The sequence below is a fragment of the Streptomyces sp. NPDC089424 genome (genome assembly GCF_044749345.1).
In the GTDB taxonomy this organism is placed as follows: domain Bacteria; phylum Actinomycetota; class Actinomycetes; order Streptomycetales; family Streptomycetaceae; genus Streptomyces.
The window spans coordinates 1,256,568-1,279,807 of sequence record NZ_JBIVHU010000001.1 but is presented as its reverse complement, the minus strand read 5'-3'; the positions used below and the strand labels follow the sequence as shown (position 1 = coordinate 1,279,807).

Below are 23,240 nucleotides of genomic sequence, written 5' to 3'. Positions count from 1 at the left end.
GCCACTGCCGCCTGCGGCACGATGGGACGCCCGCGATCGCACAGGACCATGACGGATGGCACATCGAGGCACCTACGCGGCACCAGATGGCACTGCCAGATGCCAATCGGCGCCACGCAGGTGCCATACGGTGGCGGTCAGAGCAGCGCGACAGCTTCTAGTTCGCATGCCGCGGCGGCCTCGACGGTGCCCGCGAGTTCGTCGAACAGCTCCCTGCGCTCCTCGGCGCCGAGTGCGCCGTACTCCCCCGCGAGTGCTTCGGCACGCTCGCCGAGGGCCCGGACCTCGTCCCTGGCGTCGTCGCCATGAGCCATGACCAGTCGCATCCGCTGCTCACAGATCTCCGTGTACGCGCCCAGGCCGGACACGGTCTCCAGCGCGAGGGAGGCCACCCGCTCCCAGCAGCGCGCCGACTCACGGAAGAGGGCCGCCGCGTCGGGCCGGCCGGCAAGGTCCAGGAAGTCGGCGTAGAGAGGCCTGGTCGCGCCCGGTGCCGTGTACTCCAGTTCCAGGCACTCGTACAGCCTGCGCACCCCGTGGAAGAAGGGCACCGGCTCCCCGAAGCGCCGCTCCCAGCCCGTCTTCGTCCTGGTGTCGCGCAGTTGCGCGGCGAGCTTCTCCATCCCGGAGAAGCCGAAGTTGACGTCGAACTTGTTGCCGAGGACCGGCCCGGTGAGATGCCCGACGGTGGCGGCGATCGCACCGTCGACGTCGGGTGCACCGGTGGCCGGCCCGGACGGGACGATCATCTGGTGGCGTCCCTTCCGGTAGGCGGACCAGGCCGCGCCGAACTCCTCGACGCCGATGGCGTGCGGGGCGGCGGCCTCGTCGTCGACGTGGAGAAGGTCGCCGTCGTGGCCGACGACGACGACGGTGTAGGCGTCGGCGCCGAAGCCGGGCTCCATCGCGTGCCAGGGCAGCCGCGACTTGTCCACGGCGCAGAACACCGGGCGGCCCTCGTCCAGGGCCTTGCGCAGCTCGGTCCACCGGGGTTTGCCGCTGTGCTGGACGTCGTAGGGCACGCGCAGCCGGTCCAGGGCCGAGCGGACCCAGGGCTCGGGGTGGTGCTGGGCCACGATCGTGAGGAGCGGTGGCAGGCCCTGGTACTCGAAGACGAAGTACATGAAGCCCACGCCGCCGGCCAGACCGGCGACCAACGCCTCCTCGTGGACGCTGCCCAGCGCGTGCCGGATCAGGGAGGCCTCGTGATGCTGGTCGGTGCCGAACTCGGCGTACACCAGTCCGTCGCCCGTCACGGGCACCTGGGCCCTGGCCGCCCTGGCCAGCACATGGCGGCGGGCCGTGGTGTACGACTCCCCGGTGCGGGCCATCCGCTCACGCACCAGTTTCTTGAATCCCCGCTGTTCCGTCACTGTGATGACCTCTCAGGGTGCCCGGCGCGAACCCTCACGCGGACCGTCACCGTCACCCGTGAAGGAGGACACACGACGAAAGGACGTCACACCCACGACGACACGAAGATCACCTTTGCCCCCGCGGCGCCGTGTGGCGTGAGCACTCGGTCTGGGGGTCGGGCGCGCGGAGACGCCGCCAGCAGGCTATCCCGGGGCAGGTCGGGCGACAAGCGAGTGCGGGACCTGCGGCGTGCTGCGAGGACGCCCGACGTCAGGGGCGCCGGGGCGGCAGAGCGGCCACCTCACGCCAGTGGTCCGCGTCCCGAGGATCAGCCAACCATCCGCCCAGCCGCTCAGCGCCCGCGGTGAACGCGGGGACCAAACTGTCCCTCGCGCCGACAACGAGGCTGAGCTCGTCGACATCGTGAGTCGCATGATCGTCCTCGCACCAGCAGGCCACGTTCACCGCAGCCTCCACCGCCAGTTCACCCGACTCCGTCCACACCACCTGCAGCACGAATTCCAGCTGGTCGCCCGCGCCCGCGTGCTCGATGAAGTTCACGCCGAAGAGAACCGACGTCCAGGGCAGCGGCTCCGGCGTGACCACGGGGTCACGTGTCCACTCCCACGGCGTCGTGGCTCCTTCGGCACGGACCGCATCGACCGCACGAGCGACTTGCCGCAGGGCTTCCACGTCACGAGCCGGGAGGTGCGGGAACAGTGCGGCCAACGGGGCGTCGTCGATGGCGCCTCGGGCCGGTGTCACGATCCGGTCGTCAGGCGGCCGGTCACCATGCGGGGGGCGCGTCACCGGGAGATTGTCCTATGCGCACGTCCCATAGGGGCCGGAAGGTCCCTGTGCGGCTCGGGCAGGCGCCGTAGGGGAGACCAGGAATACCCTTTTGTGAGGGTACGGAATGACGCGTTCCTGCCGTTGGATCGTGCACGAATCCCCCTAGGTGCGTGAAGTGACATGAGGCTTCCGCGTGACCGACCTTCCGACGCCGAGCCGGAACCCTTCGGGCTGGGGGGCCTGCCCAGGCCGGTGGCGGCCGTGGTGGGTGCCGGAGGGGTGCTCGGCGCGGCGCATGTGGGCGTCGGGTACGCGCTGGAGCAGCGCGGCTTCGCGCCGGACATGATCGTGGGGACCTCGGTGGGTGCCCTCAACGGCGCCATCGCGGCGGCGCACCCCGACGAGGCCGCCCCGTACCTCGACAACGTGTGGTCGCGTCTGCGTCGCCGGGACGTGTATCCGTTCGGCTACGCCTCGTCGCGGGTGAGCCTGTTCAACGACCGGGGCCTGCGTCGGCTGATCACCGAGTCCGGGCTCCCCTCCAGGATCGAGGATCTGGCGGTCCCGTTCACCGCCGTGGCCATGGACCTCGCCAGCGGGGCCGCGGCGTTGCTCGACCACGGTGACCTCCCCTCCGCGCTGCTGGCCAGTGCGGCGATCCCCGGGATGCTGCCCCCCGTCGAGCGCGAGGGCCGCACCCTCGTCGACGGCGGCGTGGTCGCCTACGTACCGGTGCTGGCGGCGCTGCGGGCCGGCGCGGCCAGCGTCGTGGTGCTGTCGACCGGTCCGGAGAGCTCGCCCCTGCCCCCGGACATCCCGCGGCGGCGTGCGAGCGCCATCGCGGCCAGGGCCGGACTGCTGCTGTTGCACCATCAGATCCAGCGCGATCTGCACGAGGTGGCCCAGCGCATCCCGACCGTGCTGCTGCCGACCGGTATCGAGGTGTGGCCCTCGCCCTGGGACTTCGGCCATACCCAGCGGCTGATCAGCACCGCGGCACGGACCGCCGGGCACTTCCTGGACAGCCTGCGCATCGACGGTCCGGGGCTGTACCGGGTCGACGCCGTGACGGGGGCGGCGGAAGGGGACGGGCTGGCTGGAGGGGCGGGGACGGAGGCGGGGCGGTCGGACGGTGCACCGGCCCGCCCCGGTACGGCTCCCACCGGCCGACGTGCCGCTCCGCCGGATCCGGGCACACACCGGGCCGGCCCCGGCGAGCCGCCACCCCCCTACGTCCGAGGAGGCGGTCCGTGAGCACCCTCGCCTTCCTCAACATCGGCATGCACGGCCACATCAACCCGACGCTGCCGATCGTCGCCGAACTCGTCCGGCGCGGCCACCGCGTGACCTACCACACCTGGCCCGCGTTCCAGAAGGAGATCGCGGCCACCGGCGCGACCGTCCACCTCTGTCCTGAGGACGGCCGAGCGATGCCCGACCCGCCGATGCCGATCACGCTGATGGAGGCGCTCGCCCGGACCACCGTCCGCCTCCTGCCCACCGTGCTCGCCGACCTCCGCGGCATCCGGCCCGACCTGATCGTCCACGACAACGCCTGCCCGTGGGGCCCCGTCGCCGCGCGCGAACTGGGGGTGCCGGCCGCGTCGTCGTTCACGACGTTCGCGTACGGCCGTGGGGTGCCCAGCCCCACCGGCGCCTCATGGGCCCTGCTGGCCTCGGCGGCGGCCCACTCCCCCAACGTGCGGGGCTACCTGCGGGCGCGCCGGGAGCTGCGCCGCCGCTACGACACCCGGCCGCTGCCCCCGCTCGACCTGGGGAACCTCCGTCAGGCGCTCAACCTGGTCTACACCTCGCGGGCGTTCCAGCCCGGCAGCGAGGGCATCGACCCCTCCTACCGCTTCGTGGGACCCAGCATCGGCGCCCGTCCGGCCGACCCGTCCTTCCCCGTCGAGCGTCTGCGCGACCCGGTGCTGTACGCGTCCCTCGGCACGTTGTTCGACGCCGGCCCGCGGACGCTGCGGAGTTTCGCCCTGGCGCTGGCCCCGCTCGGCGGCACCGTGATCGTCTCCACCGGGCACACCGATCCCGCCGCGCTCGGCCCGTTGCCCGCCCACGTGATCGCCCGCCGCTCCGTACCGCAGCTTCAGGTGCTCGACCACGCGTCCCTGTTCGTCACGCACGGCGGCATGAACAGCGTCAACGAGGCCTTGTACGCCGGGGTGCCGATGCTGGTGGTCCCTCAGGGCGCCGACCAGCCGCTGGTGGCCCGCCGCGTGAGCGAACTCGGCGCCGGCCTGTCGCTGCGCAACCACGACGTCACCGAGGACTCCGTACACGCGCTCGCCCGGCGTCTGCTCGACGAACCCCGGTTCCGGGCGGCCGCGGCCACCTTGCGGACCGCCCAGCGCGACGCGGGCGGCTTCCGGCGCGCCGCCGACGAACTCGAGCGCCGGCTCAGGGAGTCCGGCCCACTGCGCCGTCCGGCGCCGGCTCCCTCGACCCGTCACAGCGAGGCTGAGTGATGTCCCCCCTGGTCGTCGTCCTGCTGCTGCTCGCCGGAGCCTCGGAGGCCGCCGGGCGCCTGGTGCCCCTGGCGGTACGCCGCCCCGGTGTGTCGCGCAGGCATGTGATCAGCCTGCTGATCCTGGGTGGTGCCGTCGAGGCGGTGGTGTTCGCGCTGTGGCCGCTGACCGCGTGGACCCTCGCCGAACTCCTGCTGCCCTCGTCGACGCCGGTCGGCGGCACGTTGTGGACACCCGGCCTCGTCGCGCCGCTGCTGTTCGCCGCCGTCCTCGCGTTCCCCCTGCTCGGGCCGTTCCTCCACCTGCTCCTCCTCGTGGGCGTCGGGGTGGCGCTGACAGGGCCCTTCGCCGCAGCGACCGGACTCGACTGGTGGACGGCCGCCGAGTGCCTGTCCGTCGCCGGGGTCGGGCTCGGACTCGCCGTGGAGGCCGTCCGGCGGCTGGTCGCCTGGCTCGCCGCGCCCGGAACACCGGAGGCGGTCGCGTGAACACCCTGCTGCTCTGGGCCTGCGCGGGTATCGGTGTCGCCCTGATCGCCGAGGCGCTGCTCGCCCGCTACGAGGTGCTGGTGTACGGCGCCGGCTGGCGCGCGCCGGCCAGCGAGCTCCCGGACGGCACCCCCTACGCACGGGGCGCGGCCCCCGACGCCCCTCCGGCTGCCTACCTGGTCTACCTGGACGGCATCGGAAAACGTCGCGTCCGGGACAGCCGGGACGGCGGCGTACTGGTCCGTGCCCTGCTCACCAAGGCGCCGGAGCTGCGGGTCCTCGGCCAGGTGCAGCCGTACTCCCCGCTGGCCGCGCCGCTCGCCGACCGGCCGGTCTGGGCATGGCTGCGCCGCCACGCCGGTCTGCTGCTGTTCCTGCACAACGTGATGCAGGTCTTCGTCGCCGCGGACCGCCGCTACCGGCCCCTGTACAACCGCGCGGTCGGCAGTCAGATCGCCACGCAGCTCCGGCTCGCCGGCTACCGGCCGCACAGCGGCGTCCCCGTGGTGCTGCTCAGCTACAGCGGCGGGGCCCAGGTCGCCACCGGCGCCGTCGACGAACTGCACGCCACGTTGCGTGCCCCGCTGCTGCTGCTCACCATCGGCGGCTTCCACAACGGCGCCAACGACATCAGCCGCGCCGAGCACCTGTACCGGCTCACCAGCGCGAACGACCGGATCGAGCGGGCCGGCACCTGGATCTTCCCGCAGCGCTGGCGCCTGTGGCGCGGCAGCGGCTGGAACCGGGCGCTGCGCGCCGGGAGGGTCACCGTTCACCGGCTCGACCCGGCGACCCACGTCGGACCGAGGAGTTACATCAGCCCGAACGCCCGGCTGCCCGACCACCGCAGCCACCTGGACCGCACCGCGGACACCGTGATCGGGGTCGTCCGCGCACGCGAGGCGGCGCGCACGCCCCCGGCGGGGACCGCGGGTCCGGAGGCCGGGGACAGGCCGGCCTGAGGGCCGCAGCCCGGCCGAGGACGACGGCGGATCCCGTCACATCGATCAGCGCATGCGGGTCCCGACGTCGATCAGCGCATGTGGGTCCCGCCGTTGATGTCGAAGGTGGCGCCGGTGACGTAGCCGCCCTCCTCGCTCGCCAGGTAGGCCACGAGGGCGGCGACCTCCGACGGTCGGCCCATCCGCCCGACCGGGATGCCGGACGCGGTCCCCGGCTCCCCCACCACGCCCAGTTCGTCCGCCACCGGTGTGTGGACGGCGGCCGGCGCGACGGCGTTGACCGTCACGCCGTGCGCCGCGAGTTCCCTGGCGAACACCTTGGTGAGCACCAGGACGCCGGCCTTCGCCGCCGAGTAGTGGGCTCCGCCGAGGGTGCCGCCCTGCTGACCCGCCAGGGAGGCCAGGTTGACCACGCGGCCCCATCCACGAGCCCGCATCTGCCGGGCGCACAGCCGGGTCAGCGCGAAGACGCTGCGCAGGTTGGTCGCCATCACGGCGTCCCACTCGTCCAGCCCGATGTCCCACACGGAGCCGGGCACGGTGCGCGCGGCGTTGTTGACGAGGACGTCGGGCGAATGCCAGGCGGCGGCGACCTCGTGCACCGCCGCCTGAACCGCCTCGTCGTCGTCCACGTCGACGGCGAGGTGCAGGGTGGTGTCCCCGGCGGGGTCCAGCTCGTGTGCGAGCCGGGCCACGGCGTCTCCGTCGCGGTCGAGCAGGGCCACCCGAAGGCCCGGCCCGTGCAGTCGGGTGGCGATCGCGGCACCGATCCCTCGCCCGGCTCCGGTGACCAGGGCCACGCGGGCCGGCGAATTCTCCTGGCCGGCGGTGCCCGTTCCCCCGGCTGTCGTCGTGCGCATCTCCTGGTCCTCTCAGATGGCGGGACTCGGTGGCAGTTCGGCGCCCAGGAGCGCCCGGCCGTAGATCTCCTTGCTGGTCTGGACACTGAGCGCGGCGTGCCGCGAGGCCGTCTCGATGTCGCGCCACGCCCTCTGCAGCGGCGAACCGTCCGCGAAGCTGCCCGCGCCGGCGGTGTCGAGCAGCAGGCTCACGGCGTCGCGGGCGCACCGCGTGGCGTGGGCCGCGTCCATGCGCAGGCGGGCCCGGTCGGCGAGCGCAGGGCGGCGCCCGGCCCGGGCGTCGGCGTCCACCTCGTCGGCGGCGCGGCGCAGGTGCAGGCGCGCGGTGTCCACGAGGACGGCGGCGTCCGCGACGTTCAGCTGGTGAGCGGGCGTCTCGGCGACCAGCCCGTACAGCGGTGAGACCGCCCGCCTGCCGTCGGCCACGGACTGCACCACCCGGTCCAGGGTGGCCGCGGCGATGCCCACGGCGGTCGCCACGAGCGGCAGGTTGATGGAGAGGTGGAAGGTGATCCGCGGTTCGTCCGGACGGAGTCGCCGGTAGGTGCCGTTCGCCATGTCGGTGAGGGAGATGACGCGTGCGTCCGGCACGAACACGTCCTCCGCCACCGCCACGTTGCTGCCGGTGCCGCGCATCCCCGCCACATGCCACACGTCGTCGACGGTCAGGGCGGAGGTGGGGACGAGCGCCATGCCGCGCTCCCGGCCGCCGTGCTCGTCGTCGGTCCAGGTGAGGCCGAGCAGCGTCCAGGCCGCGTGGTGGATGCCGGAGATCCAGGGCCAGCGTCCGCTCAGGGTCCAGCCGCCGACCGTGCGGCGTGCGCTCCCGGACGGGTTGGCGGTACCGCAGACGAAGGTGTCCGGGTACTCCTTCCACAGGGTGGCCCGCTCGGCGTCCGGGAGCTGGGAGGCGAAGAGGTTGCCGCCGTAGGCGATGGCCACGATCCAGGAGCCGGCGGCGCATCCCCGCGCCAGTTCCTCACAGACCTCCACCGCGGTACGGATGTCCGCGCCATGTCCGCCGAGGGCGGCGGGCGTGCCCAGACGGAACATGCCGGACCGGCGCAGGGCGGCCACACTCACGTCGGTCAGCCTGCGTTCGTCCTCGGTCCGCGCGGCCTCGTCGGCGAGCAGCGGGACGAGCGACCGGGCCGCTTCCCTCGGGTCCTCCACATCAGCGTGAAACAACGTTGTCCAGCTCCTCACCTGCGGCGTACCGCGTCAGTTGACGTCGGATCAGTTCTTCGAGGCCGCGCCACAGCGACGGCGTGAACGCACCGACGTGCGGGGTGATCAGCACTCCGGGCGCGGCCCACAGCGGATGTCCCGCAGGGAGCGGGTCCGGCTCCGTGACGTCGAGCGCTGCCAGCAGCCGACCGTCGTGCGCTTCCCTCAGCAGGGCGGTGGTGTCGACCACGGCTCCCCTGGACAGGTTGACGAGGAGCGCTCCGTCCTTCATGCGCGCCAGCAGGTCCGCGTCGAACAGGTGGCGGGTCGCGGGGGTCAGCGGGGTCGCCAGCACCACGACGTCCGCCGTCGCGACGAGCGAGGGCAGGCGTGAGACGGCGTGCACCTGGCCTCTCGGAGAGTCGCGGTCGACGCGCGCGACGCGGGTCACCGTGCAGTCGAAGGGGCCGAGAAGGTCCTCCAGCGCGGAGCCGACCGCCCCGTATCCGACGAGGAGCACGGAGCGCTCGTACAGGGACTGGAAGACCTGGGGCTTCCACAGCCCGAGGTCCTGGGCGCGGCCGAATTCCGGCAGGCCGCGGAGCGAGGCGAGGATCAGGGCCAGAGCGAGTTCGGCCGTGCTGCGGGCGTGGACCCCCCGGGCGTTGCACAGGGTCACGTGGCCGGGCAGCCGCTGCAGTTCGGCCCGTAGTTCGTCGGTGCCGGAGCTGAGGGCCTGGACCGCCTTGAGGCGCGTCATGCGGGGCAGGGGGCTGCCGATGGTGGCGATGTCCTGGACGAGGGGCGGCACGTAGAACTCGACTTCGGCCGGGTCGGAGGGGAAGGGCGAGCTGCCGTCCCAGCGGGCGTATCGCAGTCCCGCGGGCAGGCCGTCGAGACGCGTGAACTGCGCGGGCAACCAGACTTGTCGGGGTGTGGGGGTCATGTCGGCGTGCGGTGCTCCCGGTTCGGCTTCGTGACAGGGGGCAGGTCGGGTCCGCCCTTCAGTGAGACCGGGCTGCCACGCCGTGTGTGACAGGGGAGAGTGCGCCGACGGCACAAGGCCCCCGAGACGGACGTGGTCACGGGGGCCGCGGCTCGCGCGAGGGGTCAGGCGCTGTCCTGCACCGCGAGGTCCGGCCCTCGGAGCACGGTGACGGTGAACTCCCGCCGGGCGGTGAAGCCGAGGTGCTTGTAGAGCTGGACGGCCTGGGAGTTGGTGGACGCCACATGGAGGAAGGCCCGGTCCCCGTGCGCGGCGATCTCGGCCACCATCGTCCTCAGCAGGCTGGTGCCCAGGCCCTCGCCCCGGTGCTCGGGTGCCGTGCACACGGCGCTGATCTCCACCCACCCCTCGGCCCGCATCCGCTCGCCGGCCATGCCGATGAGTGCGCCGTCGCGGCGTATCCCCAGATAGGTGCCCATGTCGATGGTGCGGCGGAGGAACGGTCCGGGGGCGGTACGACGGGTCAGGTCCAGCATCTGCGGCACGTCGTCCGCGGTGAGGCGCACGGCGCGGTGGTCGCGTACGCCTTCGACCTCCTCGGAGGCGGTCATCTGCAGGATGCCGAAGCGCTCCACGACGTTCCAGTCGTCCGGGACGGTCACCGAGCCGTTGACCAGGGCACTCGTGCCGGACCCCAGCAGTTGGGCCGCGTCGGCCCAGTCCCGCTCCGTCGGGTCCTCGGGCAGGCCCATGAAGGGCGAGACGTCCTCCAGGTACCGGCGGACACGTCCGCGCCCTCGCGCGAGGGGGGCGTGCCAGGGGCCGGAGAGGGATGCCAGGACGGGGTTGTCCAGTATGTGCCGGGAATCCGCTCGCTGGGGCTCAGGACGGGCCCGAACCATGGCGGACCTCCTTGTCGGTCGGTGGCGACGGGGCGTCGTAAAGTGCGTTGGAAATTCCAACTATAAGGCTCCTCGACCTACGCGCGGTGCTGCTCACCGAACGCCCCTCGCGACCCGCCGGGCCGGACGTGCTCGGCGGCCCAGGACGACAGCACTGCCAGCGCCTCCTCCGACGGCGAACCCGGGGCGACGAGGAACGTGAAGAGGGTCTGGTCCGGATCGCCGGGGAAGGTCAGGGCCTCCGTGTGAAAGCTCAGCTCCCCCACGATCGGATGATGCAGCACCTTCGTGTCATGGCCGACCTGCACCACCTTCTGCACCGCCCACCAACGACGGAACGGCTCACTCCGCATCGACAGCTCGCCCACGAGGTCCGCGGTGCGCACGTCGTCGGGATGCCGGGCGGCGTCCATCCGCAGCGTCCCCACGAACACGGCGGCGACCCGCTCCCAGCTGTCGCCGAACAGGGAACGGGCCGTCTCGTCGAGCATGATCCAGCGCACCGCGTTGCGCTCCCGGGCGGGCATGCCGTCGAAGTCGGCCAGGAGCGCGCGGGCCATCCGGTTGGTCGCCAGCACGTCCGTACGGCGCCCCAGCACAAAGGCGGGCGTGTCTCCCAGACGGGCCAGCAACGCGTGCACCCCGGGCCGCACCTTCTGCCCCGTGCGCGGGGCCCGGCGACGCGGGGACGCCGGCCGGCGCGCGACCGCGTGCAGATAGCTGCGCTCCGCGGAGTCGAGGCACAGGGCGCCCGCCAGCGCGTCCAGCACCGACTCGGACGGAGTGATCGGCCTGCCCTGCTCCAGCCGCGTGTAGTAGTCCACGCTCACCCCGGCCAGCGCCGCCAGCTCCTCCCGGCGCAGCCCCGGGACCCGGCGCGGTGCCTCGACACGGATACCCAGCCGCTCCGGGTCCGTCGCCGCCCGCCGGGCACGCAGGAAGTCGCCGAGCCCCTCGTTCCTCTCCATGGACCCAGGATCGCGCCGATCCGTGGGGGCGGACAGTCGCGGGGTGGCCCTCGGAATCCCAGGAACAGGAAGGCCACGTCCACGCTCCACCCCGGTGTCCACGAGCGGTTGGCTTGAGAACGGGACGCCACCTGGCTCTCACGACGCCCTCGCCGTGCGCCGGTCGCACGGCCCAGTACAGGAGCAGCACTCATGTCCACCACCTGGCTCATCACCGGCGCGACCTCCGGATTCGGCCGTCTGATCACCGAGCGCGCACTCGCCGCCGGTGCCGATGTGATCGCCGTAGGACGCCGCCGCGACCGTCTCGCCGAGCTGGCGCGGCTCGCCCCGGAAGGCGTCCGGATCACCACGGTCGAACTCGACCTGACCGCCCCGGAGGCCGAACAGGTCCTCACCGACGCCGTGCGCACGGCGGGCGGCCTCGACGTCCTGGTCAACAACGCGGGATACGGGCTCTTCGGAGCCGTCGAACAGATCGACGCCGACGAGGCACGCGCCGTCCTCGACACCAACGTCCTGGCGCACCTGACCGTGCTGCGCGCGACCCTTCCCGCGCTCCGTGCCTCGCGCGGCCGCGTGGTGCAGACGTCCTCCCTCCTCGGCCAGTTCGCCTGGCCCTCCTCCGGTCTCTACTCCGCCACCAAGGGCGCCGTGGAACTGCTCAGCGAGGCGCTCGCCCACGAGCTTGCCCCCACCGGAGTCAAGGTCACCGTCGTCGAGCCGGGCACCTTCGCCACCGAGTTCGCCGGCAACCTCCGTGTCGTCTCCCCCGCCGACGTCTACGCCCCCACCGTCGGGAAGTTCCTCTCCGACTTCGCGCAACTGCCGCCCGAGGCCTTCGGCGACCCCGGTACGGTGGCCGACGCCGTCATGACCGTCGCGGCACTGGACGAGCCCCCGCTGCGGCTGGCCGTCGGTGCCGACGCCGTGGACCACATCCGTGCCTCCCTCGTCTCCCGCCTCGCCGAACTCGACCGCTGGGAACCGCTGTCCCTCAAGGCCACCCACGGGGCGGCGGCCGGTCCCGTGTGAAGGACAGCGCCATGATCGGCGAGGACGCGTGGATGGTCGGGGTCCGGTACCGCTCCGTGGACGGCAGGCTCGTGCACCACTTCTACGTCTTCTTCGTCGTCGACGGAGTGACGACCGCGTCGCAGGCCTGCCACGCGGCCGGGTGATCTGCTGGGCCGGGTGGCGCTCTCCAGCCAGCTCACCCCGATCCCGGCGCACCCCTTCGGCGCCCACCGGACGCCGCCACCGCCCTGAACGCCCGCGGCGTCACCGGACGTCGTAGCTCACGTGCGTCGCGGTCGATGTCGCGGTCACGCCCCGCTGCACCAGCGTGTGGGGTGCCCGGCCGGTGAACAGGGGCGTCCCCGAGCCCAGCACGACGGGCGCGAGGTGCAGTGTCAGCGCGTCGACCAAGCCCGCGTCCAGCGCCGAGCCGATCGTGGCGCCGCCGCCCATGAGGACCACGTCGAGGTCCTTGCCGCTGTCCGCCGACGCGGCTTCGGCGCGCTCGCGTGCGGCCGTGACGGCGTCGGGCAGACCGGTGGTGACGAACGTCCAGTCGAGGTCGGTGAGCCGCACCGATTCCGGCGGCGAACTCGTCACGACGACGAATGCCGGCCGGCCGACCTCGCCGGCGCCGTAGCCCGTCGTGTCGTCCCAGCCGTCCGGGCCGTCGACCAGGTCGAAGAGCCGCCTGCCGAGGACCACGGCGCCGGAGCGGGCCGTGGCCTCGCGCAGGACCCGGCGGTCCTCGGGGTCGTCGGAGAACGCCCAGGTGTGCAGGGCCTCGCCACCGGTGCCCAGACCGTTGCCGGGGCCGGGGTCGGGACCGGTGACGAAGCCGTCGAGGGAGACCGAGATGTCGGCGATGATGCGCGTCATGCCAGGACAGACCCGACCGGCCGCCCGAACTCATCGCTCCGGTGCGCGGAGTCCGAAGGTCGCGCCGCCGAGCGGGGCTTTCCACGGGTACGGGAGAGCAGCCGACGAGCCGCGCCCCGTCACGAGCGAGGACCGGCCTCCTCACCATCGCGGCCCGCCCTCGTCACAACCGAGTCGAGCGCCCCGCGACCATGGCTCGCCCTTTCCCGGCGCGGCCCCCGCCCTCACGGCCACCCCCGGACCCCGGCCCGCCGGTCGCGGCCAACCCCCTCACACGCCCCATGGCCCGCGCCCGCACCGTCGTGGCCGACCCCCTCACACGCCCCGCGGCCCGCCCTTTAACCGTCGTGGCCCGCGCCCTCACACTCGCGGCCCGCGCCTCCTCACGACCACGGCTCGCCCCCTTCGTGACCGTCGCCCGCCCCCTCGCCCTCGCGGCCCGCCGCCTCGAGACCGTGGCCCGCGCTCCGCTGGTCCCGGGGTGCGGGCGAGCGGAGTTCGGGTGGGGCGGGGCGCTGTGCGTTCTGCCCCGGCGTCGTGGTCGGCACGGGCCCCGTGGGCTCCCCTCGCATGCCGGGCAGGCCGCGCCCGCCGGGCTCGGTGGCGGGGGTCGTGACGGAGCCGGGCGTCAGCACCAGGATCTCGTCCTGGGCGTCCCACACCCGCCGTCGCGACGTGCCGGGGCACAGACGCAGGCCGTGCGGCGCCGCGCCGGGTGGTGCGGGGACCCGGTATCCGAGGGCGCATTCCCCACGCTCCAGGGCTGCCGCGACGACCGTCGCGAAGGCCGTCTCGGCGCCGGGCCGTACGTAGTCTCCCGCCGGGCGCAGGGCCAGCGCGCCGCCGCGGACGGCGAAGATCTCGTCGAACACCGTCGCCAACTCCGGGCTGTGGGAGAGCTGCGCCATCAGCAGTGCGGTCAGTTCGCCGCGGACCACCGCGTCGGAGGAGGGGCCGAGCGGGGCCAGCGCCCGGCTGCGCGGGTCGCGCAACTCGGCCACCACCGGAAGGGCACGGCCCGCTTCCTCCTCCCGCGCCCGCAGCATCAGAAGCGTCAGGAGGGTGCGGTCGTCGGGGCGCTCGGTGCCCGTGCACTCGTCGGGGCCGAGGACGACGACGCTGTCGTAGCCGAAGACGTCGAGGGCACGCAGGAACTCGGGGCGGGTGAGGTCGCCCGTGTGATGGTTCAGAAGAAGACGTGCGGGGGCGCCCTGCAACGACTCCTCCGCCCCGTCTCCCTCCAGGACGCCGCCCGGTGCCTGGTCGGGGTCGGTGACGACGTCCACTACGGATCCCGGCGGCGAGGTGTCGCGCAGGATGCCGAGGAGCAGCGGCGCGCGGCGGTTCCAGCCGAGCAGCAGCACCCGCACCGGGGCGGCCCGCAGGGGGACGGGTGCCGTCACCAGCGCCCCCTCGACGAGGTCCCGGCGATCGGCCGGAGGCTCCGCCGGCTCGTCGGGCGCCACGACCACGAGCCGGTCGCCGGTCTCGAAGAGCGTGCCCGGCGCGGGAGTGAGGAGGGGCCGGCCGTCCGCCTTCAGGAACCCGACGACGCAGCACGCCTCGAAGCACAGTGCGATGTCGTCGTACGAGCGTCCCGTCAATTCGGGGACGTCCACGACGTGGAACTCGGCCCCGGCGAAGTCGAGGAGGTCCCGCAGCGCCGCGGAGAGCCCTGGGCGCCGTGCCGACTGCGCCAGGAGCCGCGCGGTGGTGAGGTCCGTCTCCAGCACCGTGCCCCGTGGCCCGGCCGCCAGCCGCGCGGCCGGCAGGAACCGGTCGTCGCGCACCGCGGCGACCACCGGCGGGCCCGGCCGCGCGCCGAGCAGCGCGCGCAGGGCCATCAGGACGCGGACGACCTCCACGTCGGCGCCGTCACCGGCGTCCTCGGACGGCAGCACCAGCACCGAACGGGCCGCGGCGGGTGTGACGAGGGCCAGCGCGCGGGGGTCGGCCGGTGAGCCGGTGCGGCAGACGAGCCGGGCCCTGCCGACGTCTCCGAGAACGGCGGTGAGGGCCGTCTCCATCTCGGCGCTGTCGTGCTCGGCGAGCACCGCGACCACCCCGCGCCTGCCGCCCGCCGCGGCCGCTGCCACCGCCGCGACCGTTTCGGCGACGACCGTGAACACCTGGTCGGACCAGCCGAGCACGACCGCGTGATCCTCCTCCAGCACCGTGGAGCGGCCGCGACGCAACTCCGTGAGCCGGTCGCCGAGTCCGGTGGTGATGACGCCGATCAGAGTCGAGACGCAGAGCAGCGCGACGAGCCCGAGCAGCCCCGCCAGCAGCATCCGCAGCGGCTCGCCCGTGACACCGCCGAGCCGCAGGGTCTCGGCGCTGGTGCGCCACACGGCGGTGAGCCGTCCGGCCAGGGTTCGCGGTGCGGCGGGGTCGGTCCACACCAGCAGCGCGCTGACCGGCAGGACGACGGCGAGGCAGCACGCGGCCAGCCAGCCCAGCAGCGTGCCCGTGCTGCGTGCCAGAGTCCTGTCGAACAGATAGCGCGCTCTGTCCCGCAACGAAGCAGGCCGCTGCCGCCCCACCACATCCGCCCCCCGCTGTCACCCTCGTGCCGGTCCCGGGGATGCTCGAACCCCGCTGCTCCGCTGCCCACTCCCCTGCTCCCCGCTCCCTCTCCCGAACGAAGCGTGCGGGCGACCCGGCCGCGACACGCCGCGCCACAGGCACATTCACCCGATCGGACAATCCGGTGACACGAGGGGGCGGCAGGAGACACGAGGAGCGCACGGCTGCTCCTGGGGTGTTCGGCGACGTCGCGCGGTCACCGTCCGCGACGGCTCGCCGCCGTCGGCGGGGGCTCGGTGGAGCGCGGCAGCGGCGCGCCGTCCACGTGCAGGTCGACATGCTCGTTGTAGAAGGCGATCAGGCCCGCGATCCGAGGGACCTGTGCCGTCGGGAAGTCGTAGGACCAGGCGATGTCCTCGTGGGTGGCGAGCTCGCCGTCGAACGACCAGTAGCCGCTCGTCGTCCCCTTGTAGGGGCAGCTGGTCACCGTCTCCGACGCGCGCAGCCGCGTCAGATCGACGTGCAGGGGGTCGAGGTAGTAGCGGGTCGGCAGGCCGGTCTCGAACAGTTTGACGCAGCTCGGCGCGTCCGCCAGCACGACCCCGTCCACCTCCACGCGGACACTGCTGGAGGAACGCAGGGCGTCCACCCGGGAGTACGGGCTCCTCGGGTGCACGAAGACCTGCTCGTCCTCCTCGAACCAGGCGTCCAGCGCGTCCCACTCGAATCGCACCGTACCCCGCACGGACTCCGGGGCGCCGTCCCCCCAGACCCAGGCGGCACCCGCGCGCACCTCGGATCCGACGTGCAGGGAGTGCCGCCGCGCGGGCCCGGCGCCGCGCTCCTCGACATGGTCGTCGTCGGTGAGCACGCACCCGGCCAGGGCGTCGAGAGGGACGCTGTACTGCGGGTAGGGCGGCCACTCCCACACGTACAGCGCGCGCCGGGTGTCGAGGACGACACGCCCGTCGATCACCCCTCGGATGCGCCGCGGCACCGGCTCGACGTGCCCGGGCGGGACGATCAGGCCCGGATGCAGCACGCTTTCCTCACTCATGGTCGGTCACCTCTGTCCACTGCGTTCGACAGCGCTCGACTGCGCTCCCACGCCCGGATTCTCCGCCCGTGAGCCCTGCCCCGGCGCGTGAGGTCGCCGACGCCGCCGGAGGGTCGGCCCGGAATTCCACCCGACCGCCTGTCACAACCGAGGTCGCTGTCCTGTCTCTCCTGGTGAAGAGGGCGCAGAAGGATGCTCGACAGCTCAGAGGGTGCAGACATGCTCGAGGACCGACGACGGAACAGGGTTTCCCTGGTGAGCCCGTTCGACGTGCCGAACGGTATCTACCTCATCGACCCGGTGCGCAGTGTGATCGGGTTCTCCGTTCGGCATGCTCTCGTCCTCGACGTCCGCGGGCGCTTCACCTCCTTCGAAGGGATCCTCAAACTCAACGGCAGGCACTTTTCCCGTAACGCGGCGTACATGAGCATCCAGACCGAAAGCCTCGACACCCGCGATCGGGAGAAGGACCGACACCTCAAGGGTCCCGATTTCTTCCACTCGTCGTCGTTCCCGCTGATGACGTTCCAGTCGGCAGGAATCGCCGGTGCCGGTGACGAAGGTGTCCGCCTCGACGGAGACCTTCGGATAAAGGACGTCGAACTGCCCGTCACCCTGGACCTGGAGTTCGGCGGAGCGGCACGGGACGCACGCGGAAGGCACCGGGTCGGCTTCAGGGGCACCGCCACCCTCGGACAGTCCGACCGGGGACTTGTCTGGAGCGCGCCGCCCCAGTCCGGGGGCGCACCCGTGGACGTCGAGATGTCGCTGGCCGTCGACATCTCCGCGGTGCACATGGATCCCGAGAACGGGCCCTGACCTGCCAGGACCTGTCTGAAGACCCAGGCCGCGCCGTCCCAGGAGCGACGGGACGTCCTGGCCTGCTCGCGCCGCACCGTGGGGACGGAGGTCGGCGCGCGCCCCGGCCGGGTGGGGTACCTCTGGAGCGGAGGGTGCCCCGCCCGGCCCGACGGGGCACCGGCGTGACCGAGACGGGTTCGGCCACGGAAAGCCTGAGTTCGCGAAAGATCGGCCTCCGACGTCGTGTGGGAATCGCGTGGGAATCTCCGCGACGGCGGGAACTGATTCCCCGGAAAACGCGATCAGAGCTTTCACGGACGCCGCGAAAATTCTCATGCGAACCGTCGTTCTCCCCGAAGCGCTTCGACACCGTGGGGACCAATGGAACGTTGAAGCCCGCCCGCATTTCCCGGGCAACCACCCGCCCCCGATCCCCGTCTCCTCGCCGCCCCGACGTTCTCGTCGCCGACCCGCCACCGAGTGCCGGGCACGCCGGAGCGTGGCAGGGCCGATCCGTCTCGCCGGTCACCTGGCCACCAACAGCAACTTCAGCAAGGCCCTTGACACGGAGGCGTCGCCCGCCAGAACCTTTGGCAACGTTGTCATGCCGTTGGGGGCAGGAGCGCGGGGGGCAGGTCCGGTCGCGCTGCCGGCGGTTCTTTTTTCGATGGGACTTCAAGTTCATGACAGATCAGTCGGGTACGCCGCGTCATCCTTCGCGGCGGTCCATCGTCACCACGGGGTCCGCTCTGCTGGCCTGGCTGGGCCCAGGAGCCGCGTTCACCACCACGCCCGCCGCGGCGACCGGCGCCGCCGCACCGGGCGCACCGGCGGCACCGGCCGAACTCGCCCTGTACCGCCCGGTGTCCGCGTCCTCGACGGCCTACGCCCCCACCCCCGCCTCCTTCGTGGTGGACCGGCTCGGCAGTCGCGGCGTCCGCGGCAGCGGCTGGCGGGCCGAGGACGGCGACCCGCAGTGGATCGCGGTCGACCTCCAGGCCGTGTGCGAGGTCGACCGCATACGCCTCACCTTCGAGGCGGACGCCTCCGACCCGGTGTTCACCCCGCCCACCAGCGGAAACCCGCACAGCGGCACCACCGGCAAGGAGATCCAGTCCGCCTACGCGCTGCACTTCGTGCTGGAGACCTCGCTGGATGGCGAGGCGTGGACGAGCGTGTACCGCACCACCGCGGGCACCGGTGGCGAGGTGGACGTCCAGCTTCCGCGCCCGGTGTCGGCACGCCGGGTCCGGATGACCTCGCTCAAGCGCTCCAGCCCCCTGCCGCTGGGCCTCAACGGCTTCGAGGTGTACGGCGTCGCCCAGGGCAGGCGCCCCTCGGTGACGGGCTGGACCGAGTGGGGTACCCAGCACGGGAAGGCACCCCGGCTGACGGTGTCCGACGATGGCACGGTCCCGGTGGAGTCGGGCTGGCGGCTCACCCTCGACGACTGGGCCGGTCAGGACGGGGCCGGGCTGTCCGAGCCGTCCGTCGACACGAGCGGCTGGCTGCCCGCGACGGTGCCGGGCACGGTCCTCGGCTCGCTCGTGGAACAGGGCAAACTGCCCGATCCCGTGACGGGGCTCAACAACCTGCACATCCCTGAGGCGCTGTCACGCCATTCCTGGTGGTACAAGCGGGACTTCGAGCTGCCGCGGGGGCTGCGCTCCGGAGCCGGCCGCCGCGTGTGGCTGGAGTTCGACGGTGTCAACCACCAGGCGGACGTGTGGCTCAACGGCCGCCGTGTCGGTGACCTCACGTACCCCTTCGCCCGGGCCGCCTACGACGTGACCGGGCTGATCACCCGGGACGGCACCAACGCGCTCGCGGTGAAGATCTCGCCGATGCCCGTGCCCGGCAGCCCGGGTGACAAGGGTCCGCTGGGTGAGGCCTGGGTGGACGCGGGCGCCCCGCAGATGAACCTCAACTCCCCGACGTATCTGGCCTCGTCCGGCTGGGACTGGATGCCGGCCGTCCGCGACCGCGCGGCGGGCATCTGGAACCACGTCCGGCTGCGGTCCACGGGGCATGTCGTCATCGGCGACCCCCGGGTCGACACCCTGCTGCCCGACCTGCCCGACGTGTCGGTCGCCGAGCTGACGGTGGTCGTACCCGTCCGCAACGCCGACTCCGCCGACCACCGGGCGACGGTCACCGCCGTGTTCGGCGACGTGCGCGTGTCGCGGGTCGTCACCGTCCCCGCCGGCCAGAGCCTCGACGTCGTCTTCGCTCCCGACGCCTTCCGGCAGCTGCGGCTGCGCAACCCCAAGCTGTGGTGGCCCAACGGCCTGGGCGAGCCCGACCTGCACGACCTGACGCTCACCGTCGCGCTCGACGGCCAGGAGAGCGACCGCCGCACCACCCGCTTCGGCATCCGGCAGTTCGGCTACGAGTACGACGTACCGCTGCCGTTCGCCGCGTCCGAGAACTCGTACACGCAGTCCGTGACCTTCGCGCGCCGGCAGGCGCGGCACGTCCGTGTCAGGTGCCTGACCCGCGCCACCTCCTGGGGCAGTTCCCTGTGGGGTCTGTCGGTGCTCGACAGCTCCCGGCCCGGCACCGACCTCGCCCTGCACGCCGCGGCCGACGCCTCCAGCACCGACGAGGACGGCCACGGTCCGGCCAACGTCACCGACGGCGACCCGGGCACCCGATGGGCCTCCGCCTTCGAGGACGACCAGTGGATCAGCGTCGACCTGGGGGCCGTGCAGTCCTTCGACCGGGTCGACCTCGCGTGGGAGCGGGCCTACGCGAAGTCGTTCGTGGTGCAGGTGTCCGCCGACGGCTCCGAGTGGAGCGATGTGGCGGCGGTCGACAACGGCGCGGTGCCGCTGCCGTTCAACAACGGCAACGCCAGCCTCCAGGTCGAGGACTTCGACCGGCACCGGGCCCGCTACGTCCGTCTCAGTTGCGGGCTGCGCAACACCAGTTGGGGCAACTCGCTGTGGTCCCTGGCGGTCGTCGACCGCTCCGACCCCGGCACCGACCTCGCCCTGCACCGGACGGCCACGGCTTCCACCGAGGAGTCCGACCACCCCGCCGCCCACGCCACGGACGGCGACCCCGGCACCCGGTGGTCCTCGCAGTACGAGGACCACCAGTGGATCCAGGTGGACCTGGGAGCCGTGCACGACGTCGACCGGGTGGCGATCGTCTGGGAGGCCGCCTACCCGAAGACCTATGTGATCCAGGTGTCCGAGGACGGTGACACGTGGACGGACGTCAAGTCGGTCTCCAACACCCCCGACCCGCTGAAGATCAGTGTGAACGGCGTGCGGGTGCTGGCCCGGGGCGGCAACTGGGGCTGGGACGAACTGCTGCGCAGGATGCCGCCCGAGCGCATGGACGCGGCGGTGCGGATGCACCGCGACATGAACTTCACCATGATCCGCAACTGGGTCGGCAGCAGTGACCGGGAGGAGTTCTTCGCGGCCTGCGACCGGCACGGCATCCTGGTGTGGAACGACTTCCCCAACGCGTGGGCCATGGACCCGCCGGACCGTGCGGCCTTCAACTCCCTCGCGCGCGACACCGTACTGCGCTACCGGATCCACCCGTGCGTGGCGGTCTGGTGCGGAGCGAACGAGGGCAACCCCCCGGCCGAGATCGACAAGGGGATGCGCGAGGCCGTCGAGGACCAGGTTCCGGGCCTGCTCTACCAGAACAACTCGGCCGGCGGGATCGTCACCGGCGGCGGTCCCTACGGCTGGGTGGAGCCCGAGAAGTACTTCGACCCGATGACCTACGGCAGCAAGGACTTCGGTTTCCACACCGAGATCGGGATGCCGGTCGTCTCCACGGCGGCCAGCATGCGCAACCTGGTGGGCGACGAGCCGGAGTGGCCCATTCGCGGCGCGTGGTACTACCACGACTGGAGCGAACGCGGTAACCAGGCGCCGCGCAACTACCAGGCCGCCGTGGAGAGCCGCCTCGGCGAGGTGGAGGACCTCGACGACTTCGCCCGCAAGGCCCAGTTCGTCAACTACGAGAACACGCGGGCCATGTTCGAGGCGTGGAACGCGAACCTCTGGGACAACGCGACCGGCCTGATGCTGTGGATGTCCCACCCGGCCTGGCACAGCACCGTCTGGCAGACCTACGACTACGACTTCGACGTCAACGGCACCTACTACGGGGCCCGTTCAGCCTGCGAGCCGCTCCATGTCCAGGCCGATCCGCTGGACTGGCAGGTCATCGCCGTCAATCACACGGCGGCGGATCTGCGCGGCGCCACCGTCAGCGCGCACCTGTACGACCTGTCCGGCCGGGAGCTCGGCAGGAGGCGCACCGCACGGGTGGACGTGGCGCGCGCCACCAAGACCGGCGCCTTCCGGGCCGGCTGGACCGACGACCTGCCCGACCTGCACCTCATGCGGCTGACGCTGCGGGACGCGAGGGGCAGGGAGCTGTCCCGCAACACCTACTGGCGCTACCGGGAACCGGCGGCGATGCGTGCCCTGAACGAGGTACGTCAGGTGAAGGTGTCCGGAGCGATCACGCGGGTGTCCCGGTCGGGGAGCCGCCATGAGCTGACGGCGACCGTACGCAACCAGGGGTCGGCCGTGGCGGCCATGGTGCGGCTGTCCCTGCTGGACGACGGGAGGGACGGGCGCCGGGTGCTGCCGACGCTGTACAGCGACAACTACCTGTGGCTGCTGCCCGGTGAGTCGAGGACCGTGCAGCTGTCCTGGCCGTCCGGGGCACTGGACTCGCGGCGTCCGGCGCTGCGGGTGGAGGCATACAACAGCCGGGCCGTCACGCTGCACGCGTGACGCCTCGCCCCGGTTCCGGCGGATCACGCCGGAACCGGGGCGTTCGCCCGGCTCTCCCGGTTGCCGGTCGCACCGCGCGGACGCATGCTCGATGTCGAGGGCGGTGTCTTTTGCGCCTCACGCGGAGCGACGCCGTGGCTCGGATCTGTCCGACAGGCAGGACACACGGCGGGAGGCTGTCATGCCTGGGCCCACCCGTCCCGCACCGATGCCGGATGCCGCCCCGTTGGGTCTGGCCGGATTCGGGACCACCACGTTCATGCTGAGCTTCTTCTACGTCGGGGTCGACCCTTCGCTGACTCCGGCGATATTCCCGGTCGCGCTCTTCTTCGGTGGCGTGATCCAACTCATCGCCGGCCTGGTCGAGTTCCGGCAGGGCAGCACGTTCGGCGCCACGGCATTCAGCTCGTACGGCGCCTTCTGGGTCGCCTTCGCGGTATATGGAATGGCCGTCGCTCCGAACCTGCCACCCGACCAGATCCACATAGCGAACGGTCTGTTCAATCTGCCGTGGGCCGTCCTCACCTTCTACTTGACGATCGCCACGCTCCGCATCACGGGTGTGCTGCTGGCGGCCTTCACGAGTGCGACCATCACCTTCACGTTGTTCACCGCCGCGAACTTCGCGCAGTCCGAGGGACTCTTCCAGGTCGCCGGCGGTTTCGGCTTCGTCACCGCCGCGATCGCCTGGTACGCGTCGTTCGCCGGACTGATCAACGGCACCTGGGGCCGGCATCTCGTGCCCGTCTTTCCCGACCCCGGCAAGCGGCTGGCCCACCTGGCGCACCACAAGAGCAGGCCCGGCTCCGTCACCTCCTCCGCGGGCGAGCGCGAACTGCGGTCCGAGGACATCTCCTCAGGACAACAGCCCTGACCGCCAACCGCACGCCGCGTCCACGCACATCACGTCGGGAAACCGCCCGAGCTGATCGTCGCCTGCTCGCGGATCCGGCCGAGACGCGTCGTGCTGACTGGTCACGCGTTCTCCACACGCCCTGCTCAGCATCGGGGCGGTCATCCTCCCTGCCTTGATCGGTTTCGGGCTCGGCGAACATATACGCAAGCGGGGTCAGCACCACCTTTGCGCCCTTGAACTGGCGCCCATGTCCCATGGTTCGGCAGGCAGATCCCATGTCCGCCGCTCTCGCCGCGGTCAGGCACGGCGAATCGAGTCCCGCGCCGACGCGCCGGGTTGTGGGGATTCGGTGTCGATGGCGTGGAGAATTGAATTCCCGCGCCATGATCGAACGGAAATGCCAATTCG

19 protein-coding genes are annotated in these 23,240 nt (G+C 72.3%); 9 read left to right on the top strand and 10 right to left on the bottom strand.

Annotation, left to right across the window (positions count from 1 at the left end; all coding sequences use genetic code 11):
- Window positions 1–137 precede the first annotated feature (137 nt).
- Both ACIP2X_RS05610 and ACIP2X_RS05605 read right to left on the bottom strand, forming a co-directional pair.
- Window positions 138–1,373 carry a BtrH N-terminal domain-containing protein gene (locus ACIP2X_RS05610; RefSeq protein WP_401667872.1) on the bottom strand — a complete coding sequence of 412 codons (1,236 nt, stop codon included), beginning with the start codon at window positions 1,371–1,373 and terminating at the stop codon, window positions 138–140.
- 253 nt (window positions 1,374–1,626) lie between these two features.
- Window positions 1,627–2,166: a hypothetical protein gene (locus ACIP2X_RS05605; protein ID WP_401667870.1), complete on the bottom strand. Its 540-nt coding sequence runs from the start codon at window positions 2,164–2,166 to the stop codon at window positions 1,627–1,629.
- Between the two features lie 162 nt (window positions 2,167–2,328).
- Between ACIP2X_RS05605 and ACIP2X_RS05600 the strand changes: the two genes are divergently transcribed.
- Genes ACIP2X_RS05600 through ACIP2X_RS05585 form a run of 4 tightly spaced genes read left to right on the top strand, consistent with a single transcriptional unit; the run spans window position 2,329 to window position 6,081 of the window.
- Window positions 2,329–3,402, top strand: a complete 1,074-nt coding sequence (locus ACIP2X_RS05600) for a patatin-like phospholipase family protein (RefSeq protein ID WP_401667867.1) — start codon at window positions 2,329–2,331, stop codon at window positions 3,400–3,402.
- On the top strand, window positions 3,399–4,631 hold the full coding sequence (locus ACIP2X_RS05595; RefSeq protein WP_401667865.1) for a macrolide family glycosyltransferase: 1,233 nt from the start codon (window positions 3,399–3,401) through the stop codon (window positions 4,629–4,631). The genes ACIP2X_RS05600 and ACIP2X_RS05595 overlap by 4 nt, the downstream gene beginning before the upstream one ends.
- Window positions 4,631–5,119, top strand: a complete 489-nt coding sequence (locus ACIP2X_RS05590; protein ID WP_401667862.1) for a hypothetical protein — start codon at window positions 4,631–4,633, stop codon at window positions 5,117–5,119. Before ACIP2X_RS05595 ends, ACIP2X_RS05590 begins: the two co-directional genes overlap by 1 nt.
- Window positions 5,116–6,081, top strand: a complete 966-nt coding sequence (locus tag ACIP2X_RS05585; protein WP_401667860.1) for a hypothetical protein — start codon at window positions 5,116–5,118, stop codon at window positions 6,079–6,081. The genes ACIP2X_RS05590 and ACIP2X_RS05585 overlap by 4 nt, the downstream gene beginning before the upstream one ends.
- Before the next feature lie 71 nt (window positions 6,082–6,152).
- Here ACIP2X_RS05585 and ACIP2X_RS05580 read toward each other — a convergent pair whose 3' ends face one another.
- From ACIP2X_RS05580 to ACIP2X_RS05560, 5 genes are all read right to left on the bottom strand, one after another.
- Window positions 6,153–6,941: an SDR family NAD(P)-dependent oxidoreductase gene (locus tag ACIP2X_RS05580; RefSeq protein ID WP_401667857.1), complete on the bottom strand. Its 789-nt coding sequence runs from the start codon at window positions 6,939–6,941 to the stop codon at window positions 6,153–6,155.
- 12 nt (window positions 6,942–6,953) lie between these two features.
- Window positions 6,954–8,129: an acyl-CoA dehydrogenase family protein gene (locus tag ACIP2X_RS05575; RefSeq protein WP_401667854.1), complete on the bottom strand. Its 1,176-nt coding sequence runs from the start codon at window positions 8,127–8,129 to the stop codon at window positions 6,954–6,956.
- Window positions 8,116–9,054 carry a 2-hydroxyacid dehydrogenase gene (locus ACIP2X_RS05570; protein WP_401667852.1) on the bottom strand — a complete coding sequence of 313 codons (939 nt, stop codon included), beginning with the start codon at window positions 9,052–9,054 and terminating at the stop codon, window positions 8,116–8,118. Before ACIP2X_RS05570 ends, ACIP2X_RS05575 begins: the two co-directional genes overlap by 14 nt.
- A 164-nt stretch (window positions 9,055–9,218) precedes the next feature.
- The gene (locus ACIP2X_RS05565) at window positions 9,219–9,956 is read right to left on the bottom strand and encodes a GNAT family N-acetyltransferase (protein WP_401667849.1); all 738 of its coding nucleotides are present in this window, start codon (window positions 9,954–9,956) and stop codon (window positions 9,219–9,221) included.
- Between the two features lie 77 nt (window positions 9,957–10,033).
- Window positions 10,034–10,924 (bottom strand): helix-turn-helix transcriptional regulator, encoded by an 891-nt coding sequence (locus tag ACIP2X_RS05560; protein WP_401667847.1) that lies wholly within the window; start codon window positions 10,922–10,924, stop codon window positions 10,034–10,036.
- A 192-nt stretch (window positions 10,925–11,116) separates the two neighbouring features.
- On the opposite strand from ACIP2X_RS05560, the gene ACIP2X_RS05555 reads away from it, so the two are divergent.
- A complete protein-coding gene (locus tag ACIP2X_RS05555; protein ID WP_401667844.1) occupies window positions 11,117–11,959 on the top strand; it encodes an SDR family NAD(P)-dependent oxidoreductase in 843 nt (280 codons plus the stop codon).
- A gap of 11 nt (window positions 11,960–11,970) precedes the next feature.
- Window positions 11,971–12,105 (top strand): hypothetical protein, encoded by a 135-nt coding sequence (locus tag ACIP2X_RS05550; RefSeq protein WP_401667842.1) that lies wholly within the window; start codon window positions 11,971–11,973, stop codon window positions 12,103–12,105.
- A gap of 100 nt (window positions 12,106–12,205) precedes the next feature.
- Here the strand turns inward: ACIP2X_RS05550 and ACIP2X_RS05545 are convergent, their stop codons facing one another.
- The 3 genes from ACIP2X_RS05545 to ACIP2X_RS05535 all read right to left on the bottom strand — a co-directional run bounded on the left by ACIP2X_RS05545 (window position 12,206) and on the right by ACIP2X_RS05535 (window position 16,403).
- A complete protein-coding gene (locus ACIP2X_RS05545; protein WP_401667839.1) occupies window positions 12,206–12,820 on the bottom strand; it encodes a dihydrofolate reductase family protein in 615 nt (204 codons plus the stop codon).
- Between the two features lie 383 nt (window positions 12,821–13,203).
- Complete coding sequence (locus tag ACIP2X_RS05540; protein WP_401667837.1) at window positions 13,204–15,339, bottom strand: NAD-binding lipoprotein; 2,136 nt, start codon at window positions 15,337–15,339, stop codon at window positions 13,204–13,206.
- 263 nt (window positions 15,340–15,602) lie between these two features.
- Window positions 15,603–16,403, bottom strand: a complete 801-nt coding sequence (locus ACIP2X_RS05535; RefSeq protein WP_401667834.1) for a DUF427 domain-containing protein — start codon at window positions 16,401–16,403, stop codon at window positions 15,603–15,605.
- Window positions 16,404–16,658: 255 nt separating this feature from the next.
- Here ACIP2X_RS05535 and ACIP2X_RS05530 point away from each other — a divergent pair, with 255 nt between their 5' ends.
- The 3 genes from ACIP2X_RS05530 to ACIP2X_RS05520 all read left to right on the top strand — a co-directional run bounded on the left by ACIP2X_RS05530 (window position 16,659) and on the right by ACIP2X_RS05520 (window position 22,850).
- The gene (locus ACIP2X_RS05530; RefSeq protein ID WP_401667832.1) at window positions 16,659–17,222 is read left to right on the top strand and encodes a YceI family protein; all 564 of its coding nucleotides are present in this window, start codon (window positions 16,659–16,661) and stop codon (window positions 17,220–17,222) included.
- A 665-nt stretch (window positions 17,223–17,887) separates the two neighbouring features.
- Window positions 17,888–21,976, top strand: coding sequence for a discoidin domain-containing protein (locus tag ACIP2X_RS05525; RefSeq protein ID WP_401667829.1), 4,089 nt, complete (start codon window positions 17,888–17,890; stop codon window positions 21,974–21,976).
- 181 nt (window positions 21,977–22,157) lie between these two features.
- Window positions 22,158–22,850 carry an acetate uptake transporter gene (locus tag ACIP2X_RS05520; protein ID WP_401667826.1) on the top strand — a complete coding sequence of 231 codons (693 nt, stop codon included), beginning with the start codon at window positions 22,158–22,160 and terminating at the stop codon, window positions 22,848–22,850.
- Window positions 22,851–23,240 lie beyond the last annotated feature (390 nt).